The organism is Parvularcula oceani (assembly GCF_000733125.1).
Classification (GTDB): Bacteria; Pseudomonadota; Alphaproteobacteria; order Caulobacterales; family Parvularculaceae; genus Parvularcula; species Parvularcula oceani.
This window is the reverse complement of record NZ_JPHU01000009.1, coordinates 73,874-93,293: the sequence shown is the minus strand read 5'-3', so window position 1 is coordinate 93,293 and position 19,420 is coordinate 73,874. Positions and strand designations below refer to the sequence as shown.

Annotated in this window: 14 protein-coding genes; 7 read left to right on the top strand and 7 right to left on the bottom strand. The window is 68.7% G+C overall.

Features of this window, described 5'->3' with window-relative positions:
* Window position 1: 1 nt before the first annotated feature.
* The gene (locus IE88_RS0110775) at window positions 2-991 is read left to right on the top strand and encodes a type II secretion system F family protein (RefSeq protein ID WP_031554276.1); all 990 of its coding nucleotides are present in this window, start codon (window positions 2-4) and stop codon (window positions 989-991) included.
* Between the two features lie 10 nt (window positions 992-1,001).
* Complete coding sequence (locus IE88_RS0110770; RefSeq protein WP_031554273.1) at window positions 1,002-1,976, top strand: type II secretion system F family protein; 975 nt, start codon at window positions 1,002-1,004, stop codon at window positions 1,974-1,976.
* Between the two features lie 449 nt (window positions 1,977-2,425).
* Here IE88_RS0110770 and IE88_RS0110765 read toward each other — a convergent pair whose 3' ends face one another.
* Window positions 2,426-3,421 carry a tetratricopeptide repeat protein gene (locus tag IE88_RS0110765; protein ID WP_051881947.1) on the bottom strand — a complete coding sequence of 332 codons (996 nt, stop codon included), beginning with the start codon at window positions 3,419-3,421 and terminating at the stop codon, window positions 2,426-2,428.
* A gap of 114 nt (window positions 3,422-3,535) precedes the next feature.
* Between IE88_RS0110765 and IE88_RS0110760 the strand changes: the two genes are divergently transcribed.
* Window positions 3,536-4,903, top strand: a complete 1,368-nt coding sequence (locus IE88_RS0110760; RefSeq protein ID WP_031554271.1) for a leucyl aminopeptidase family protein — start codon at window positions 3,536-3,538, stop codon at window positions 4,901-4,903.
* 139 nt (window positions 4,904-5,042) lie between these two features.
* Window positions 5,043-7,697: a PAS domain-containing sensor histidine kinase gene (locus IE88_RS0110755; protein WP_051881945.1), complete on the top strand. Its 2,655-nt coding sequence runs from the start codon at window positions 5,043-5,045 to the stop codon at window positions 7,695-7,697.
* Between the two features lie 15 nt (window positions 7,698-7,712).
* Here the strand turns inward: IE88_RS0110755 and astB are convergent, their stop codons facing one another.
* From astB to ald, 5 genes are read right to left on the bottom strand one after another with little or no spacing between them, the layout of a single operon-like run.
* Window positions 7,713-9,047, bottom strand: a complete 1,335-nt coding sequence (gene astB, locus IE88_RS0110750; protein ID WP_031554268.1) for an N-succinylarginine dihydrolase — start codon at window positions 9,045-9,047, stop codon at window positions 7,713-7,715.
* Window positions 9,044-10,507, bottom strand: coding sequence for a succinylglutamate-semialdehyde dehydrogenase (gene astD / locus IE88_RS0110745; RefSeq protein WP_031554265.1), 1,464 nt, complete (start codon window positions 10,505-10,507; stop codon window positions 9,044-9,046). Before astD ends, astB begins: the two co-directional genes overlap by 4 nt.
* Window positions 10,504-11,547, bottom strand: a complete 1,044-nt coding sequence (locus tag IE88_RS0110740; protein ID WP_051881942.1) for an arginine N-succinyltransferase — start codon at window positions 11,545-11,547, stop codon at window positions 10,504-10,506. The genes astD and IE88_RS0110740 overlap by 4 nt, the downstream gene beginning before the upstream one ends.
* Window positions 11,544-12,791 carry a hydrolase gene (locus IE88_RS0110735; protein WP_031554259.1) on the bottom strand — a complete coding sequence of 416 codons (1,248 nt, stop codon included), beginning with the start codon at window positions 12,789-12,791 and terminating at the stop codon, window positions 11,544-11,546. Before IE88_RS0110735 ends, IE88_RS0110740 begins: the two co-directional genes overlap by 4 nt.
* Window positions 12,792-12,835: 44 nt before the next feature.
* Window positions 12,836-13,945 (bottom strand): alanine dehydrogenase, encoded by a 1,110-nt coding sequence (gene ald, locus IE88_RS0110730; RefSeq protein WP_031554256.1) that lies wholly within the window; start codon window positions 13,943-13,945, stop codon window positions 12,836-12,838.
* Between the two features lie 170 nt (window positions 13,946-14,115).
* Between ald and IE88_RS0110725 the strand changes: the two genes are divergently transcribed.
* From IE88_RS0110725 to IE88_RS0110715, 3 genes are all read left to right on the top strand, one after another.
* Window positions 14,116-14,988 (top strand): RNA polymerase factor sigma-32, encoded by an 873-nt coding sequence (locus IE88_RS0110725; RefSeq protein ID WP_081871609.1) that lies wholly within the window; start codon window positions 14,116-14,118, stop codon window positions 14,986-14,988.
* 235 nt (window positions 14,989-15,223) lie between these two features.
* Complete coding sequence (locus IE88_RS0110720) at window positions 15,224-16,432, top strand: OmpA family protein (protein ID WP_162178336.1); 1,209 nt, start codon at window positions 15,224-15,226, stop codon at window positions 16,430-16,432.
* A 259-nt stretch (window positions 16,433-16,691) separates the two neighbouring features.
* On the top strand, window positions 16,692-18,662 hold the full coding sequence (locus IE88_RS0110715) for a transglycosylase domain-containing protein (RefSeq protein WP_051881940.1): 1,971 nt from the start codon (window positions 16,692-16,694) through the stop codon (window positions 18,660-18,662).
* On the opposite strand, the gene IE88_RS0110710 is transcribed toward IE88_RS0110715, so the two are convergent.
* On the bottom strand, window positions 18,647-19,360 hold the full coding sequence (locus IE88_RS0110710) for a M48 family metallopeptidase (RefSeq protein WP_051881939.1): 714 nt from the start codon (window positions 19,358-19,360) through the stop codon (window positions 18,647-18,649). The two genes, IE88_RS0110715 and IE88_RS0110710, sit on opposite strands and share 16 nt — an antisense overlap.
* Window positions 19,361-19,420: the final 60 nt, after the last annotated feature.

The following is a 19,420-nucleotide window of genomic DNA, read 5'->3' as shown; positions in this document are numbered from 1 at the left end:
GATGGACCAGCAGATGCTTCTTGCCTTGCTCGGCGGCCTCGTCGCCTTCGGCGCGCTGGCAGTGCTGCTGCTGGCGCCGTCGGGCAATGACAAGGCGAGCAAGCGCGCCGCCGCGCTGGCCGGCGGGGGCAACAGCTCGCGCAACGTCAGCGCGCAGGCGCCGGACAACGCCAAGGAGCGCCGCAAGCAGGTCGCGGACAGCCTCAAGAAGATCGAGGACGCGGCCGCGGCCGCCGAGAAAAAGAAGAAGGTCGGCCTCGAAGAGACGATCGCCCAGGCAGGCTTCGAGCTGTCCGTGCGCGAATTCTACATCCTGTCCGCCATCGTCGCGCTGGTCTTCTGCGCGATCGGCCTGCTCACCGCGCAGAAGCCCTGGGTGATCGGCGCGATGACGCTGGTCGGCGGGCTCGGCGCGCCGCGCTGGTTCATCAACGCCAAGCGCAAGAAGCGGCAGAAGAAGTTCGTCGAGGAATTCTCCAACGCCATCGACGTCATCGTGCGCGGCGTGAAATCGGGCCTCCCGGTCAATGAATGCCTCAAGATCATCGCCCGCGACGCGCAGGAGCCGGTGAGGACGGAGTTCCACCTCCTGACCGAAGGCGTCCGCCTCGGCCTCTCGCTCGAGCAGTCGCTGGACCGCATGTATAAGAGGATGCCGATCAACGAGGTGAACTTCTTCTCGATCGTGCTCCTCATCCAGCAGCAGACGGGCGGCAATCTGGCCGAGGCTCTGGGCAATCTGGGCAGCGTGCTCCGGGCACGGAAGATGATGCTCGGCAAGATCGCGGCCCTGTCCATGGAGGCGAAGGCCTCCGCCGTCATCCTCGGCTCCATGCCCTTCGTCGTCTCGCTCATGGTTCATCTGTCGAGCCCGGAATATCTCCAGCCGCTGTTCCAGACGAAGATCGGCAATCTCATGCTGATCGGCGCTGGGCTGTGGATGGCGATCGGGGTCTTCGTCATGAAGAACATGATCAACATCAAGGTCTGAGGAGCGGATCATGTCCTTCGTCGACATCGTCACCGACAGGCAGAACCAGGTCGCGCTCCTGGCCGCGGTCGCTTCGGCCGCGACGGCCTTCACCCTGCTTCAGCCGGTGCTCCAGACCGATCCGATGAAGGCGCGGGCCAAGAAGGTCGCGGACTACAAGGAGCGGCTGCGCCAGCAATCCCGCGCCGAGATCGCCGGCAAGAAGGCGCCGAGCCTGCGCAATGCCGCGGCGGGAGGCGCCGCCAAGAGCCTCGTCCAGCAGTTCAAGCTTCTCGAGATCTTCGACGCGCAATCCGCCGCCAAGAGGCTGACCCTCGCGGGCCTGCGCGGCGAGCGGCCGGTCTTCACCTTCATGGCGGCGCGCGTCCTGACCCCGGTGATCGCGCTCTGCGTCGCCGCCTTCTACCTCTATGTCCTGCAGATCGGCGAGTTCGGCAATCTCGTGCGGCTGATGCTGACCTGCGGCGCGGGCGTGGCGGGCTTCTACCTGCCCAATCTCTACGTCACCAATCTCATCAAAAAGCGGCAGCAGGCCCTGCAACTCGCCTTCCCGGACAGCCTCGACCTGCTCCTCATCTGCGTCGAGAGCGGCATGTCGATCGAGGCGGCGCTTCAGAAGGTGACGCAGGAGGTCGCCGCGACCTGCCCGGCGCTGGCCGAGGAATACGGACTGACGACGGCGGAGCTGTCCTACCTGCAGGACCGGAAGGTCGCCTATCACAATCTCGGCGAGCGGACCGGTCTCGAAGGCATCAAGGCCGTGGTGACCGCGCTGATCCAGTGCGAGACCTATGGCACGCCGCTGGGCTCGTCCTTGCGCGTCATGGCGGCCGAGAACCGCGAGATCCGCATGCAGACCGCGGAAAAGAAGGCCGCCGCGCTGCCCCCGCAGCTTACCGTGCCCATGATCCTCTTCTTCCTGCCCGTGCTCTTCGTCATCATCCTGACGCCGGCCGCCGGCAGCGCGATGGGCTGGTTCGACTGAGGGCCGCGCGCCGACCCTCGAGAAGCGGGCAGGGCCGGCAGAGACTGCGGGCCGGGGCCAAGCAGGCGCCCGGCCGTCAGCACGGCCTGATCCCGCACCCGCCGCCTCTTCGGCCTTCCTCCCTTGTCGATCCTTGCCAAGCAGGCGGCGTCGCACGGCCGAAGGCCGTCAGCGCTCCCGCAGGACAGGCAGGAGAGTCCCCTTGGCCGCTGATGCGGCAACTTTCCCCGGACCGAGCTCGGAACGCGCGCACCTCTTGATCGGCCCGTGCGGAGACCCATCAAGAAGTGCGCGTCCCTCCGATAGGGGCTGCGGCAGCCTGGCACGAGGATGAGGAGGGGGACGATCGCGGCGCCGGGCGGGCCGGGCGTGCGGATCGGGGGGCCGGCGGCGAAACCGGGGACAGGGCCCCCGTGCTCGGCGTCAGGATCTGGTTCTTGAGAAGGGCTTCAGAGCCCGTCCGGTGTCAGGGCCATGGGCGCGGCGTCGGCGACGACCTGCGCTCCGTCCTCGCGGCTCGCGCTGACGCCGGGCTCGGCTTCCCGCTCTTCGGGCTCGAAGGCGGGAACCGCGTTCTCCGGCTCGGGCTTCGGCGTCGGAGCGGGCAGGACGGCCGGCTCGAAGGTCGGCTCCACCGGGCCTTCGTCCTCGAACACCGGCAATTCGGCATTCGCGGTGCTCAGGCCACCCCAATAGGCGGGCTGGGCGACGAGATTGCGGAAATAGGCGACATTGTTCTCGGCCACGCGGGGCGGCAGGTCGGAGCGGGCGAGCCGCTCGGCCTCCGCCGTCTGGCCCGACAGGCCGAGGACGAGAGCGAGGTTCTGGCGCATGCGGGCCGTGCCGCCGGGCGCGGCGGCGGCGGTGCGCAGCGTGCGCTCGGCCAGGGCGGCGCGCCCTTCGAGGGCATAGGACAGCCCCTTGTTGTTGAGCACCTGCGCCTTGCCGGGCGCGATGGCGAGGGCGCGGTCATACTGGTGCCGCGCCTCCTGGTGGCGGCCCGTCTTGTCGAGCGCGACGCCATAGGCCGAATAGGCCGACCAGTCTTCGTAGAGGCCGCCCGTGATGGCCTGCTCGATGGGCCGCACCGCCTCATGAGCGCGCTCATTGGCGATCAGCGCCTTGCCGAGCTCGAGCTTGAGCTGCGGGTTTTCGGGATGGCGCGCGCTCGCCTGCTTGGCGACGCGCAGGGCCTCGGCATTGTTGTCGACGGCGCGCAGGGCCTTCGAGAACTGCGCCGCCGTATGCGCGTCCGCCGGGTCGCGGTCATAGCGCGTGCCCCAGAAGGCCGCGCGGGCGATCGGGTCGAGCCCGTCCGTGCCGGTCTCGGACGAGACGGTGGTCAGGTCGGACTGGCTGACGCCGCCCATGACCGGATTGGTCGTCGCACAGGCCGAAAGCGCGAGCGCGCCGGCGCCGGCGGTCAGGATACGGGCAAGGCTCATGGCGCTGCTCCTCGTCACGGCCCTTGCCGTGGAAGCTGGAATCTCGTGCAGACACTCGCTGAAACTCGCTGAAGAAGTCTTAAGTGAAGCCCGACAACACGAAGGACCCTTTCTATGGCCGATCTGCCCGCCTCGCTCGCTGCCTTCGATGCGTCCCGCGCCGAGGACGCCGTGCCGCTCTACCTCATCCCCAAGGAGGACGCGGATGCCCGTATTGCTGACGTCGCTCCGGGGGCGGTGCAGCTTGCGGAGCGGATGCAGTTCGACGGCGCTCTCGGGCGCCTCCTGCCGTTCGAGGACGGCGTTCTGATCGGGATGGGCGACGGGTCCGACAGCTTCGCGCTCGGCGCGGCCGCCGCGCGCCTCAATGCGGGCGATTACCGGCTCGAGGACGCGCCCGGCGGCGAGGATGGCACGCTGCTCGCGCTTGGCTGGGCTTTGGGCGCCTATCGCTTCTCCCGCTACAAGACCCAAGGCCCCGTGCCGACGCTGATCCTGCCCGAGGGCGCCGACGAACCCCGCCTGGCGCGCGATGTCGGGGCGGTGACGCTGGCCCGCGATCTCGTCAACACGCCGACCGAGGACATGGGCCCGGCAGAGCTCGCCGCGACGGCGCAGTCCGTGGCCAAGGCGCATGGCGCCGAATTCAGCGTTGTCGAGGGCGAGGCGCTGCGAAAGGGCTTTCCGCTGGTCCACGCCGTCGGGCGCGCGGCTGCGACGCCGCCGCGGCTGATCGAGCTGCGCTGGGGACCGGCCGATGCTCCGAGCGTGACGCTGGTCGGCAAGGGCGTGTGCTTCGATTCCGGCGGCCTGAACATCAAGGGCGGCAAGGGCATGGGCCTGATGAAGAAGGACATGGGCGGCAGCGCCAATGCGCTGGCGCTCGCCCAGATGATCATGGAGGCGGGGCTGAAGGTCCGGCTGCGCCTGCTGATCCCGGCGGTCGAGAACGCGATCTCGGGCAATGCCTTCCGCCCCGGCGACGTCTTCACCGCCCGCGACGGACAGACGGTGGAGATCTCCAACACCGATGCCGAAGGGCGGCTGATCCTCGCCGACGCGCTCGCCTATGCCGCCGAGGAGGGGCCGGACCGCATCATCTCGCTGGCGACGCTGACGGGGGCCGCGCGCGTGGCGCTGGGGCCCGACCTGCCGCCGGTCTATTCGACGGAGGAGGGCTTCGCGAAAAAGGTGCACGCGGCGGGCGACCGGCTCAACGACCCGGTCTGGCCGATGCCGCTCTGGCAGCGCTATCACGACTATCTGTCGAGCCCGATCGCGGACGTGAACCACGCGGCGGACACCTCCTTCGCAGGCTCGATCACGGCCGCGCTGTTCCTCAGCCGCTTCGTGAAGGATCTGCCCTACACCCACCTCGACATCTATGCCTGGGTGCCCTCGGCGAGGCCTGGGCGTCCGGTCGGCGGCGAGGCGATGGCGATCCGTGCGCTGTTCGACGCGCTGGCCTCCGAAGCCGGTTGATTCGGCAGCCCCGGCAGGGTCAAAGAGAGCGCGCTTAACCCTTTGTGAACCCTGTAAGGCGGAGTGTACGCTTCGTGGTTAACGAAGGGTTACGCACGGGCTGGGCGCGCGTAGGCACTTTACGGCAGGCGGAGACGGTATGGGTCTGGGGCTGAGAAACCTTCTGTCCGGCGGCGCCTCCGCCGCGGCCATGCTGGCGGGCGGCCTCTCCGCCCGCGCGCAAGCAGCGGCGCAGGCGCCGGCCGCAGAAACCCTGCCTCTCGATCCGACCCTGCTGGTGACCGGCAGCGCCGTGCTCTTCGCCTTCGCCGCCGGCCTGTGGGCGGTGCGCCTGTCCATGGCCTCGCGGACGGCGACGGTGGACTGGTCGCGGCGCCTGGCGAAGATGGAAGCCTCTCTCGAGCGCTCCGAAAGCGTCCTCGCCAGCCATCCGGGCCTCGTCCTCGTCTGGAACGACGCGTTCGAGGACATCGAGAGCGGCTGGGGTGAGCCGCGCGTTCTCGGCGGCCCGGCGGCTCTCGCCAGCCTCCTGACCTTCGCTTCCGAGGACCCCGGCGCCTTCCTGCGTCCTGCCGATGCGCTGCTCGATGCCTTCGGCGACCTGCCGGTGGACGAGGATGCGGGCGACATGCAGCGCCTGCGCGACAAGGTCCGTGCCCTGCGCAGCCACGGCGTCTCCTTTTCCGGCTCGGTCGTCACCGAAGAGGGGCGGGCCATCGACTGCGACGGCCGCGTCGCCGGCGATCAGGTCACGCTGTGGCTGACCGACCCCGCCGTCCGCCTCGCCGAAGAGGCCGGCGTCGTCGGCCAGGCGCGCGACCGCGCCGCCGACCTCCACGGTGCGCTGAACCAGCTCGACCGCGCCCCGATGGCCGCCTGGCGCCGCTCGCCGGACCTCAAGCTCGAATGGGTCAACAAGGCCTATGTCGAGATGGTCGAGGCGGTGAACATGGAGCAGGTGATCGACGAGCAGATCGAGATCGACCCCGCCTTCCGCCGCCTCGCCGAGCGGGCGGAAAAGGAGCTGCCGCGCTCCGGCCGCCGCGCCATCGACGACATCGCGGCGGTCACCGTGCGCGGACAGCGGCGTATGCTGAGGATCATCGAGACCGCGCTTCACGGCTTCGGCGAGGGCTCGCTCGGCGGCCTCGCGATCGACATCACCCGCCAGGACCGGGCGCAGGAGGATCTGCGCCGCCATCAGGAAGCGCACCGCAAGACCCTCGACCAGATCCCCTCCGCGGTCGCCGTCTTCGGCGCCCAGCAGCAGCTCGATTATTACAACCAAGCCTTCTTGGACCTGTGGAAGCTCGACGACGCGGACCTGCGCGCCCGGCCAAGCCACGGCGAGATCCTCGACAAGCTGCGCCACAAGGGCGCGCTGCCCGCGCAGTCGGATTTCGGCGCGTGGAAGAAGAGCCAGCTTCGTCTTTACACAGAGGAAGCCGCCGATTCCGCTTCGGCGGCCGAAGGAACGGCGCCGGACGAATTCTGGAACCTGCCTGACGGACGCATGCTGAACGTCAAGTCCCAGCGGCATGCGCTCGGCGGCGTCACCGTCGTGTTCGAGGACATCACCGAAACCCTGTCCCTGCGATCCCAGTTCCAGACGCAGATCGACGTGCAGCGCGCGACGCTCAACAATCTCGCCCAGGGCGTGGCGGTGTTCGGCGCCGATGGGCGGCTCGCGCTCTACAACATGGCCTTCCGCAGCATGTGGTCGATGGAGAGCGCCCAGATCGCCGAGCGCCATTTCGATGAGATCAAGACCCATCTCCTCGAAGCCGCCCCTCAGGCCGAAGAGGCCTTTGCAGGGATCAAGCGCCGCATCGTGTCCTTCGCGCCCGAGGACCGCGTGGCCAGCGTCGGCGACGAGATCGCGCTCGAAGACGGCAAGTCCTATCTCTACGCCACATCGCCCTTGCCGGACGGCGCGACGCTGCTGACCTTCCTCGACATCACCGATGCCAAGGAGCGCCAGAAGGAGCTCGAGACCCGCAACCAGATCCTCGAAGAGACCGACCGCATCAAGACGCGCTTCGTCGACCACATCTCCTATCAGCTGCGCGACCCGCTGACCTCGATCATCGGCTTCGCGCAGTTCCTCGAAATGCCGACGACCGGCGAGCTCACGGACCGGCAGAAGGACTATGTCGCCTCGATCCTGATGGCGTCCGACCGCCTGCTGGCGCTGGTCAACGACATCATCGACCTCGCCGCCATCGACGCGGGGCAGCTACAGCTCGACAGGACGGACGTCGATGTCCGCAGCCTGCTCGAGAAGGCCGCGACCTATGCCACGCTCAAGGCCGAGCATGCCGAGGTGCGCCTGCGCGTTCAGTGCCCGAAGGATATCGGCACTATAGAGGCCGACGAGAAGCGCCTGCGCACGGTGATCTTCAACCTCCTCTCCAACGCCTTCGCCTTCACCGAAGCGGGCGGCGAAGTCGTCCTCGGCGCCGCGCGCGAGGACGGCGCCGTCCGGCTGTGGGTTCAGGACACGGGCAGGGGCGTCAGCCCGGCAGACCAGGCCAAGGTCTTCGACCGCTTCGAGAGCGCAGGGCCCGGCGCGGGCGCCGGCGTCGGCCTCGCCCTCGTCAACTCCTACGTGAAGCTGCATGGCGGCCTCGTCCGCCTGTCCTCGCGCGAAGGCAGCGGCACGCTGGTGTCATGCCATCTGCCCACGGACGCTTCGACGGGCGAACTCGACCTGCCGCCCGTCGACGAGGAAGAGGGCGTCTCGCTCGACGCCCTCGAGGATGCGGTGCGCAATGCCCGCCGCGCCGCCGAATAGGGCGGCGGGCGCTCCTCACATCTGAAAATCGTAGACGCTTCCGAGACCGAGCGTCTGCGTCAGCGCGTCGAGCGCCGCCCGGCTTTCCTCGAGCAGCTTGGGATCGGCGAGGTCGGCGGGCGACAGCCGGTCCCGGTAATGGGTCCGGACCCAATCCTCGAGCGCATCGAGCTTTCCCTCATCCATCAGGACGCCTGGGCGGGCCGCCTCGCGCTCCGCATCGGTCAGGACGACGCGCAGCCGCAGGCAGGCGGGGCCGCCCCCGTTCTTCATGCTCTGCTTCACGTCGAGGAAATGCGCTTCCGTGATCGGGCCATTGCCCGCCACCTGCGCGTCCACCCATCGTTTCGTGCGCGGATTGTCCTCCGCCTCGGTCGGCAGGATCAGCGCCGTGCCGCCGCCGGGAAGCGTGATGAGCTGCGAGTTGAAGAGATAGGAGCCGATTGCATCGAGAAGGCTCACCCGGTCGGCAGGCACTTCGAGGAAGACCGGCTCGAAGCCCAGGGGTTCGGACTTGCGACGGATCTCGTCTTCCATCGCCCGCGGGTCCTCATAGGCCCGCTCGTGGAACATCAGGACCGGGCCGTTGCCGACCCCCACCACGTCATTGTGGAAGGCGCCGCTATCCACCGCCTCCTGGCTCTGCCGGACATAGACGGTCCGCTCGGGATCGAGGCGGTGCATGCGGGCGACTGCCTCGGAGGCTTCTCTCGCCTGGCGCGGCAGGAAATGAAGTCCCGACAGCTTCTCGAAGGCGGAGCGGCCATAGGCGAAAAGCTCGAGGCCCGGTGCGTCATGGGAGGCGCTGAGGCGGGTATGGTTCGCCGCCCCCTCATCGCCCATCGCGCCGCCGCCGGGCAGCGCGTCGTGGTGGGAGAACGCCTCTCCCTCGAAGATCCGCCGCAGGCAGCGCGAGGTGAAGGGGTGCTCGATCGAACGATGGAACATCGCCGCCAGATTGGCCGCCGTGAAATGCACGCGTCCATCGCCCGTATCCGCAGAGGGCGAGACGGTCGCGGCATTGGCCGTCCACATGGCCGAGGCGGAAGAGCAGTTGCGCAAAAGCGCGGGCGCGGCCTTGGCCGCCGCTTCCACGACCTCCCCGTCGCTGCCCGCAAAGCCGAAGCGCCGCAACGCGGGCACGAAGGGCCGCTCATGCGGCGGCAGCACGCCCTGCAAAAGGCCCATGCGCAGCAAAGTGCGCATCTTGCCGATGCCCTGAAGCGCCGCATCGCGGGGGTTCGAGACCTGATCCTCCGACGACATGGAGGCGACATTGCCGAGCGACAGGCCGCCATAGGTGTGCGTCGGGCCGACCAGGCCGTCGAAATTGACTTCCCGCGCGCTCACGCCTCGACCCCCGGCATGGCCGCTTCATCCTTGAGCGGGCCCGCTTCGATCATGCTCGCCATCGGCCAGGCGCAGTAATCGGCCGAGTAATAGCCTGCCGGGCGGTGATTGCCGCTCAGGCCCGGCCCGCCGAAGGGCGCGGCGCCCGAAGCGCCCGTCGTCTGGCGGTTCCAGTTGACGATCCCTGCGCGGATATCCGTCTTGAACCTGTCCCAGAGGCCTTCCTCGTCCGAAAGAAGGCCCGCGGCGAGGCCGAAGCGCGTGTCGTTCGCGACCCGCACCGCCTCGTCGAAATCGGATACGCGGACGAGCTGGAGGAGGGGGCCGAACACTTCCTCGTCCGGGCGGTCGGTGTCCGTCACGTCGAGAAGGCCCGGCGTGACGAAGGCGGGGCCGTGCTGGCTCCTGCCTGCGCGGACAATGGCTTTCGCCCCGGCCTCGATGCGCTCATCCTGCGCGCGCAGGACGGCATCGGCCGCGGCTTCGTCGATGACGCAGCCGAGGAAGGGCTCGGGCTCGGCGTCGGGCGGCCCGATCCGCAGGCGGGGAATGAGGTCCGCGACGGCAGCTGCGATCCGCTCGCCCGCCTCGCCCTCCTGCACGATCAGGCGCCTCGCGCAGGTGCAGCGCTGGCCTGCGGTGATGAAGGCCGAGCGGGCGACGATGCGCGCCGCCGCATCCGCATCCGCGATATCCCAAGCGATCAGCGGATTGTTCCCGCCGAGTTCCAGCGCGAGGATCTTCTCGGGGTGCCCCGCCAGCGCGCGGTGAATGGCGAGGCCCGCCTGCACGCCGCCGGTGAACAGGACGCCGGCAGTGCGCGCATCCTGCACCATGGCTTCGGCCACGCTGCGCCCGCCCTGGACCAGGTTCACGACGCCTGCGGGCAGGCCCGCCTCGTCCCACCAGGACACCATCAGCTCGGCGACCGCCGGCGTCTGCTCGGACGGCTTGAAGACGACCGTGTTCCCGGCGATCAGTGCGGGAACGATATGGCCATTGGGCAGGTGGGCCGGAAAGTTGAAGGGCCCGATGACGGCCATCACGCCATGCGGGCGGTGCGCGATCCGCAAAGTGGCCGCAGGCGTCTCCTTTTCCTTGGTCGGCGTGCGGTCGTGATAGGCTTGAAGGGCGACGGCGGCCTTGCCCGCGACGGCTCCGGCTTCGGTCCGCGCATCCCAGAGCGGCTTGCCGGTCTCGCGCGCGATAAGGCTGGCCATCTCCTCCTTGCGCTCTGCGGCGATGGCCGAATAGCGCTCGATCACGGCGATCCGCTCGTCGAGCGGACGGCGCGACCAGGCCGGGAAGGCGGTGTGCGCAGCGCCGAGCGCGGCATCGGTGTCCGCCTCGTTCGCCGAGACGCCTTCCCAGAGGCGTTCGCCCGTTGCCGGGGCGGTCGAGCCCATGGCTTCGCCCTCGCCGCAGCGCCATGCGCCGCCGATATAGAGCTTTCCGTTCATGCTTTCGGCTCCTTGCTGACCGCGCCAAGCGGCTTGAGCGGCGAGACGAGGGCCGCTTCGCCCTCCTTCAGGCCCAGGCGCTCCGCCTGCGCGGCTTTGAGAGTGACTGTTTCTTCCGTGATCGGACCGCTTGCGACCATGCAGCCGAACCGCCCGATGGCGGAGTTGGCGACGAGTTCCTTGGGCTTGGTCTCCTCGTCACCGATCCGCACGGTGAGCTGCCGCGCCCGCCGGACCGTCCGGATACGGTCGAGCGGCACTTCGAGGCTGGGACCGGCATCGAAGATGTCGATGCAGCGGGTCCATTCGAACCCTTCGGCCGAAAGAAGCTTCATGGCGAAGCCGGATGTCGCGTGCGGCTTGCCGATCACCTCCCGCGCCTCTTCGGGCAGGAGTTCCACATAGATCGGATATTTCGGCATTAGGTCGGCGATGAAGCGGAAGTCGCTCGCCGAGCGCTGGTCGGCTTCCTCGAAGCTGAGATGGAAGAAGCGGGAGGCCACCGCTTCCCAGAAGGGCGAGCGGCCTTCCTCGTCGAACCAGCCGCGGATTTCCGCCATCACCCGCTCGGAGAACCGCTCCCTCTGCGTTATCATGAACAAGAAGCGCGACAGCGAGAGGAGGCGGCCCGCCCCCTTTCCGCGCGCGCTCTCGCCGATCAGCAGCGTGCCGACCTCGGTATAGCCGTGGAAATCGTTGACGAGGTGCAGGATGTCCGTGCTCGCACGGATATCGAGTTCCGGCGTCTGCGCGGCGAGGTGGCTGAGCCTGTAGGAATAGAACGGCCGGTCCGCGCCGAGGGCGGGGAAGATGCTCGCCATGCCGACCGCGCGCTCGCCGTCGTCGAGCACGAAGAAGAAGATGTCGCGCGGGCCCGCCTCGCCCTGTCCGGCGAAGGCGGCTTCGCTGAGCGCGATGCGCTCGGCCATGGCGGCTGGATCGCCCGGCACGGTCGTCATGCCCGTGCCGGCCTCTCTTGCGAGGGCGCAGAGGTCGTCGAGATCGGAGGCGCGGGCGGGGCGGACGGAGAGCATGCTCATCGAACCCGCTCCGGCCAGGCGATCTCGCCCGAGGCGAGCATCATCAGGAGGAGGCAGGACAGCTTGGCGCGCGGCACGAAGCTGTCGATCACCGCATATTCCTGGTCCGAATGGATCTTGCCGCCGATCACGCCGAGCGTGTCGACATTGGGAAGCCCCGCCGCCGCGAGGTTGTTGCCATCGCAGCAGCCGCCGGTCGGCTTCCACTCGACCCCGAGGCCGAGCTCCCCGCCGGCCTTGCGCACCGCCTCGAACAGGGCCGCCGTGCCGCCCTTCATCTCCTTGACCGGGCGGTGCACGCCGCCATGCAGGTCGACGCTGATATCCTCGCCGAAGCGGCTTTCAGCATTGCCCTCCTCGACGACCTTGCGGATCTGCTCGTCGGCCCAGTTCAGGTCCTCGGTCCTCCGGCCGCGGATGTTCATCCTCACGATGCAGAGGTCCGGCACCACATTCGTGGCCTGGCCGCCCTCGATGACGCCGAGGTTCAGCGTCGTGCCCTCGCGCTGTCCGTTGATCCCGTCGATCGCTTCCATCAGGCGCGCGGCGCCGAGGATCGCATTGCGGCCGATATCGAATTCGCGGCCCGCATGCGCCGCCTTGCCGTGTACGGTGAAGGTGTAATGCCCCGACCCCGCCCGCGCCCCCGCGAGCGTTCCGTCCGGCAGGGCCGGCTCGTAGACGAGGCCGATATCGGCGGCGAGCGCCCGCTCGTGCAGCACGCCGGCGGAGGCATGGCTGCCCGTCTCCTCGTCGGAATTGAGGACGATATCGATGCCGACCTTCTCGGCGAACGGTGTCTTGAGGAACGCCGAGGCGGCCTCCAGCATGACGCAGATGCCGCCCTTCATGTCGGCGACGCCGGGGCCGTGCAGCGTGCCGTCCCCGCGGTCGCGCGGCTCCTGGAAATGGGACGAGGCCGGGAAGACCGTGTCGAGGTGGCCGGTCATCAGGACGCGCCGGTTCGCCTGCGGGTTCGCGCTCAGGACGTGCACCGGGCCCCGCTCGATCGCGGATTCCTTTCCGTCCTGGTCGATGGCGGTCACCTCGCCTGGGGGAATCGTCTGCGCATCGAAGCCCGCAGCCTCGAAACGCGGCAGCACCGCGGCGGCCACGCGCCCCAACCCATCCAGATTGGCGGTGCCGGAATTAATCGCGGACCATTCAAGAATGGTCTCGCGCATGGCGCCGGTCCTGCCGTCGAGGGCGGACAGCGCGTCCTGAAACTCTGCTCGCAATGTCATGGCCGGGGTGTAGGCGCACGCGCCGCCCCGGCCAACTCTCGCCCTCAGATCAGGTCTTCGGCCGGTTTGAACTTCATGCCGAGATCGCGGGCGACGGCCTCGTGGGTGATCCAGCCCTCGGCCACGTTCAGCCCCGCGCGCAGGTGCTTGTCCTGGCGCAGCGCCTCCTTGGTGCCGAGTTCGGCGAGGTTCACGATATGGGGCAGGGTGCGGTTGTTGAGCGCGAAGGTCGACGTCCGCGGCACCGCGCCCGGCATATTGGCCACGCAATAGTGAACGATGCCGTCGATCTCGTAGATCGGATCGTCATGCGTTGTCGCATGCGAGGTTTCGAAGCAGCCGCCCTGGTCGATGGCGATGTCCACCAGCACCGCGCCCGGCTTCATGATGCCGAGCATCTCCTTGGTGACGAGCTTGGGCGCCGCGCCGCCGGGGACGAGAACCGCTCCGATGACGAGATCCGCGCGCGCGATCGCGTCCGCCACCGCGCCCTTGGTCGAATAGACCGTCTGGACCTGGTTCTTGAACAGCGCGTCCAGTTCCTCGAGCCGGTTGATCGACACGTCGAACAGCGTGACATCGGCGTGAAGGCCGACCGCCATCTGCGCCGCGTTGAAGCCCGACACGCCGCCGCCGAGAATCACGACCTCGCCCGCGCCGACGCCGGGGACGCCGCCGAGCAGCGTGCCGCGTCCGCCCTGCGCCTTCTCCAGGCACCAGGCGCCGACTTGGACCGACATGCGGCCCGCGACCTCGGACATGGGGCGGAGGAGGGGCAGGCCGCCCGTGTCGCCGGTCACCGTCTCATAGGCGATGCACATCGCGCCGGATCGCTCCAGCGCCTCGGCCTGCGGCTTGTCGGCGGCGAGGTGCAGATAGGTGAACAGCGTCTGGCCCTGCGACAACATCTCGCACTCGGCAAGCTGCGGCTCCTTCACCTTGATGATGAGCTCGGCGTCATAGGCCGCCTCGGCCGAGGGTACGATGGTCGCGCCGGCCGCTTCGTACTGCTCGTCGGTGAAGTCGATGCCGAGGCCGGCATTGGATTGCACCCGGACCTCATGGCCGAGCCGGGTGAGTTCCAGCACGCTGTCGGGCGTCATCCCGACGCGGTGCTCGAGCTTCTTGATCTCTGTCGGAACGCCGATGCGCATCGAATAACTCCCATGGGGCGAGTGTTTTGCGGCCCCGTAGGCGCGGCGCGAAAGCTTGTCACCACCCCGTCTTCCTGCGTGCGACCTTCTGTGCCTGGGAACCCAATCGGGAGCGGCCTGTTCGCAAGCCACCGGCAAGCATCCGACCACGACCGCCGCAGGAGATCGCCATGGCCGCCGCCAACATGCAAAGAGACCACGTCAAGGACACGATCCGGCGCGCCATGTCGGCGCCGCTCCTGTCGATCGAGCGGGAGCACGAACTCACCCGCGCCTGGTGCGAGCACCAGGACCAGGCGGCCCTCGACGAGCTGACCGAGGCTCACATGCGCATGGCCGTTTCCACGGCGATCAAGTTCCGCGGCTACGGCCTGCCGCTCGGCGACCTGATCCAGGAAGGGGTGATCGGCCTCCTCGAAGCGGCCAAGCGCTTTGATTGCGACCGCGATGTCCGCTTCTGCACCTATGCGGGCTGGTGGATCCGGGCCTCGATGCAGGACTACGTGCTGCGCAACTGGTCGATCGTACGCATCGGCTCGAAATCGGCCCACAAGACGATCTTCTTCAACCTCTCCCGCATCCGCGCCATGATCGAGCAGGTCGACGCCGCAGCGCCGATCGCCCGCCAGAAAGCGGCCGAGAAGTTCCGCGTCAGCGAGACGGACATCGAGTTCATGACCTCCCGCCTCGGCGGCCGCGACCAGTCCCTGAACGCCACTCTGTCCGAGGAAGGCGACACGGAGCGCCAGGAACTCATTCCCGACGAGCGGGAACTGCCCGATGTCAGCGCCGAAGACACGCTCGATCTCGAAAAGCGCCGCGCCTGGCTCGCTTCGGCCATGACGTGCCTGACCGACCGCGAGCGGCGGATCATCCAGGAGCGCTTCTTCAGCGAGGAGAAAGTGACCCTGTCACAACTGGGCGAGGTGCTGTCCCTGTCGAAGGAACGCGTTCGCCAGATCGAGAAGCAGGCGATCTCCAAGCTCCGCACCGGCCTCGCCGGAACCCGCGGCGAGGCAGCGCTCGCCAGCCTCGGTCGCTGAAAACGGCAGGTTCGAGGCGGTTCCGCGCCCTTGAGAGGGCCTTAACACTTTCTTCGCGACGTTTATGCAACAGGCCCCGGTCAAGGATGCCTTATCGGGGCGTTATCGCTTCGCTGCCGCTTTCCACGTCCTTGCGACGCGGTTAAGGGGCTAAACTGAGTGTCATGGGACGAGAGCTTCCGTGCTCCCGAACCGACCGCGAATAACACCGATCCTTTAGGAGGGGACGATGAAATTGAAACTTGCTCTGCTGGCTGCCACAGGCGCTCTCGCCGTGACGTCTGCCGCTCAAGCGCAGGATGACGAGGGTTACTACGGTCAGATCGGCGCCGGTATCGCGCTGAGCAGCGACGACAGCGATTTCGAGGACGAGGGCGGCGCGCTGCCGGCGTCGTTCGACGCCGATCTTGAACTCGAAGACAACATCACCGTCTATGGTGCGCTAGGGAAATATTTCGACAATGGTCTGCGTGGCGAGCTCGAACTCGCGACCCGTACACAGAACGTCGAAAGCATTCCTGGCGACGGCTTGGGCTTTGGCGGCTTTCCGGCGGGGGAAGCCGATCTGGGCGATCTCAGCGCGACCACGCTGATGGTCAACGTCTTCAAGGACTTCAACGTTGACGCGGCTGGGCGTCTGACCCCTTATCTCGGCGTCGGTATCGGCGCGGCGCGGATCCGTCCGGAAATCAGCAATATCAGCTATATCGACGCTGCAGATCCCACCAATCCGGCCGCCGCAGGTGCCGGTTACCGCGTCGTCGCGGCGGACCAGGAATATGTGCCTGCCTACCAGGGCATGGCCGGCCTGTCCTTCGACTTCACCGACAACATGATGATCGACGTCCGCTACAAGTATCTCGCCACGAACGAGTTCAACTATGGCAGCTACGTGAACAACCTGTTCACGGAACTGTCGGGCGAGTATCAGGTCCAGGAAATCACCGCCGGCCTGCGTTGGAACTTCGGCGGCGGCGCAGAGCCGGCCCCGGCGCCCGTCGCCGCGCCCGCTCCGGCGCCCCAGCCGCAATACAAGACCTGCTTCGACGGCAGCCGCGTGCTGGTCAGCCAGCCCTGCCCGGTCGTCGAGGAAGAGGTCGAGGTTCCCGAAGAGCTGGAGCTCACGGTCTATTTCGACTTCGACCGCGCCAACCTGACCGATGCGGCGCAGTCGCTGATCGCGGCGCGTGCGGCCGAAGCGCGTGAATACGAGATCGAGAACATCGTGGTTTCGGGCAACACCGACACCGCCGGCTCCGCCGCCTACAACCAGCGCCTGTCGGCGCGTCGCGCGGAAGTCGTTCGCGAGGCCCTGATCTCCAACGGCATCGATTCGAGCGTGATCACGATCGAAGCGCTCGGCGAATCCAACCCGGCTCGCCCGACCGGCGACGGCGTCCGCGAGCCGCTGAACCGCCGCACGGAAGTCGAGTTCAGCTTCTAAGCGTCCAAGGCGCGAAAGCGGGAAGGGCCGGTGCCGAAAGGCGCCGGCCCTTTCTTATGCGCCCCGTAATCTCATGCTTTAGCTCCTCTTAACCCTGACAGCGCAAAGCCGCTTCATGGCAGGAGCGAGCAGCGGGAAAGGCGGTCGGCGTACGCCGTCCCGGACGAAGGCGGGCAAACCGCGCCGCCCGGCCCGCAGCACATCCTCGGCGAAGAGCCGCGCCCGCTCACAGGTCAGGCGCCACCCGGCCCGAAAGCCCATGCGCCGCACGGGGCGGAGCGCGCCGAGGCGCGCCTCTCCCGGCTGGCTGCCGAAAGCCCTGCGCCTTGTCGGGCGCGCCACCTTCGCGGTCGGCGGCGTTCTCTCCTGCCTCCTTCTCGCGGTCGTCTGGTATGCCAAGGACCTGCCGCCCGTCGACGACCTGACCGGCTCGCAGGCCCCGCGCATCCTCGTCCTCGACCGGCATGGCGAAGTGCTCGGGACGCATGGCCAGGATCGCGGCGAGCCCGTCGATCTCGACACCCTGCCAAAGCACGTCCTCCAGGCCTTCGTGGCGACAGAGGACCGCAACTTCTATTCCCATATCGGCGTGAACCCCGTCGCCGTGCTGCGCGCGGCGCTCGTCAACCTGCGCAGCGGAAGCGTGGCGCAGGGCGGCTCGACCATCACCCAGCAGCTCGTCAAGAACGCGCTCCTGACGCCCGAACGGACGCTGGAGCGGAAGGCGCAGGAAGTGATCCTGGCACTGAAGATCGAGGCCCGCTACGACAAGGACCGGATCCTCGCGCTCTATCTTGGTGCGGTCTATTTCGGAAACGGCGCCTACGGGCTCGATGCCGCGAGCCGCCGCTATTTCGACAAGACGCCCGCCGAGCTGACGGTGGGGGAGGCGGCGATGCTGGCGGGCCTCCTCAAGGCGCCCTCGCGCCTTGCGCCGACGAGCGATCCCGACGCCGCCAGAGCCCGCGCCCAAGTCGTCCTGTCCGCGATGGTCGATGCGGGCTATATCAAGCGGTCCGAGGCCGATCATATCGCGCAGGCCGGGATCGCCCGCCTCAACCCCCCGGTGCGTCCCGCGCCCCATGCGCTCGATGCGGCCGTGGCCGAGGCGCGCGAAATCCTGGGGCCCCTGGGCGGCGACGTGACGATCAGGACCACGATCGATGCCGGCATGACGCGGGCGGCGCAGGCGGCGCTGGACGAGGTCCTGACCGCCGACCCCCGCGTGCCGGAGGCCGCCCAGGCCGCGGTCGTGGTCGCCGAGGAGACCGGCGCGATCCGGGTGCTGATCGGCAGCCGCGACTATCGCGCTTCCGCCTATAATCGCGCGACGCAGGCCCGCCGGCCCGTGGGCTCGTCCTTCAAGCCCTTCGTCTATCTCGCGGCGATCGAGGCGGGGTGGCGGCCCGAGGACCTGATCGATGACGGCCCGGTCGTCGTCGACGGCTACGAGCCGGACAATTACAAGAACAAGTATTACGGCGAGGTCCCCCTGACCGAGGCGCTGGCGCGCTCGCTCAACGCGCCCGCGGTCCGCCTTCAGGAGGCTGTGGGCCGGCCCCGCGTCGTCGCCGCCGCGCAGCGGGCGGGCCTGCGGCGGACCCGCGATCCCGGCCCCTCCCTCGCGCTCGGCGTCACCGAGGCCTCGCCGCTCGAGCTGACGCGCGCCTATATGACCCTGTCCGCGGGCGGACGGGTTCATGCGCCCTATCTCGTCGTCAGCATCACCGAGGCCGATGGCGCCGTCGCCTTCCACCGGCGCGCGCCGAACTCCTCCCGCCGCGCCTTCGCGCAGACGGATGTCGTGGCGCTCGACCACATGCTGCGGACGGTGGTGCGAAGCGGCTCGGGCCGCCGCGCGGCCGTCAGCGGCCATGCCGCCGCAGGAAAGACCGGCACGGGGCAGGACAGCCGCGATGCCTGGTTCGCGGGCTACGCCTCCGGCCTCGCCGGCGTCGTCTGGATCGGCCGGGACGATTTCGCCCCGATGGAGGGTGCGCATGGCGCGGTTTCGGGATCGGGCGCGCCCGCCGAGACCTGGTCGCGGGTGATGACGGCAGCCCTCGAGGGCCGCGCGCCCCGGGCCCCGCTCCTCTACATGCCGCGTCCGGACACGAAGTCGCTGCTGGACCATCTCTCCGACCTCCTGCGCGGGCGGGAGGACGAGCCGAGAGGCGATGACGAACTCGGCGGCCTGATCGACGAGGTCACCGCCTACGAGGTGCCATAGGCATAGAGCGTGCGGCCATTCGCGCGCAGCCAGCCGTCGGCGGGCTTCCAGCCGGGCATCAGCTCCGCCACGAGCCGCCAGAACCGCGCGGAGTGGTCCATGTGCCGCCGATGAGCGACCTCATGGGCCGCCACATAGGCGAGCACTTCGGGAGGCGCGAAGGCGAGGCGCCAGTCATAGGACAGGGCCGGCGCGCTCGAGCACGACCCCCAGCGCGAGCGCATGCGCCGGACGCTCACCGGGCAGGGCGGCAGGCCGAGCTTCGCGGCGAGCCGGTCCGATTCGGCCTGAAGAGTCCGCTTCGCCTCCGTCCTGACCAAGGCCTCCACCCGGCGCGCCACTGCCGCGGCATCGCCGCCGCCCGTCATGATGGCGTCGCCTTCGAGGCGGGCTGCGCTGCGCGTGGACGCTGCGGCGCGAATCACCCGGTCGCGTCCGAAGAGCGGCAGGCAGGCGCCGATGGCGAAAGGCACGGGCACAGGGCGCTCTGCCAGCCGCGCCTCGATCCAGCCGCGCCGCGCCTCCACCATCTCGAGCGCGGCGCGCTGGTGGTGCCGCCCCGGGCAGGTGACGCGCACGCCGTCCTCGGTCAGGCGCAGGATCAGGCGCCGCGCCCGCCGGTCGAAGCGGATCGTGACCGGCAGCGCCTGTCCGCCCGCCAGCACCGTCCCCCCGTCGATCTCGCGCAGCGCCGCCAATCCAGACCCTTGTGAATAACCCGGACCACCGTGCGGGCCGGGAACAGCTATGCTAACGCG

Coding starts and splice junctions, on each gene's coding strand:
- IE88_RS0110715 (WP_051881940.1), top strand. CDS start 16,692: ATGCGCCGCACGGGGCGGAGCGCGCCGAGGCGCGCCTCTCCCGGCTGG.
- IE88_RS0110735 (WP_031554259.1), bottom strand. CDS start 12,791: ATGACATTGCGAGCAGAGTTTCAGGACGCGCTGTCCGCCCTCGACGGC.
- IE88_RS0110740 (WP_051881942.1), bottom strand. CDS start 11,547: ATGAGCATGCTCTCCGTCCGCCCCGCCCGCGCCTCCGATCTCGACGAC.
- IE88_RS0110755 (WP_051881945.1), top strand. CDS start 5,043: ATGGGTCTGGGGCTGAGAAACCTTCTGTCCGGCGGCGCCTCCGCCGCG.
- ald (WP_031554256.1), bottom strand. CDS start 13,945: ATGCGCATCGGCGTTCCGACAGAGATCAAGAAGCTCGAGCACCGCGTC.
- IE88_RS0110770 (WP_031554273.1), top strand. CDS start 1,002: ATGTCCTTCGTCGACATCGTCACCGACAGGCAGAACCAGGTCGCGCTC.
- IE88_RS0110765 (WP_051881947.1), bottom strand. CDS start 3,421: ATGAGCCTTGCCCGTATCCTGACCGCCGGCGCCGGCGCGCTCGCGCTT.
- IE88_RS0110775 (WP_031554276.1), top strand. CDS start 2: ATGGACCAGCAGATGCTTCTTGCCTTGCTCGGCGGCCTCGTCGCCTTC.
- astD (WP_031554265.1), bottom strand. CDS start 10,507: ATGAACGGAAAGCTCTATATCGGCGGCGCATGGCGCTGCGGCGAGGGC.
- IE88_RS0110760 (WP_031554271.1), top strand. CDS start 3,536: ATGGCCGATCTGCCCGCCTCGCTCGCTGCCTTCGATGCGTCCCGCGCC.
- IE88_RS0110725 (WP_081871609.1), top strand. CDS start 14,116: ATGGCCGCCGCCAACATGCAAAGAGACCACGTCAAGGACACGATCCGG.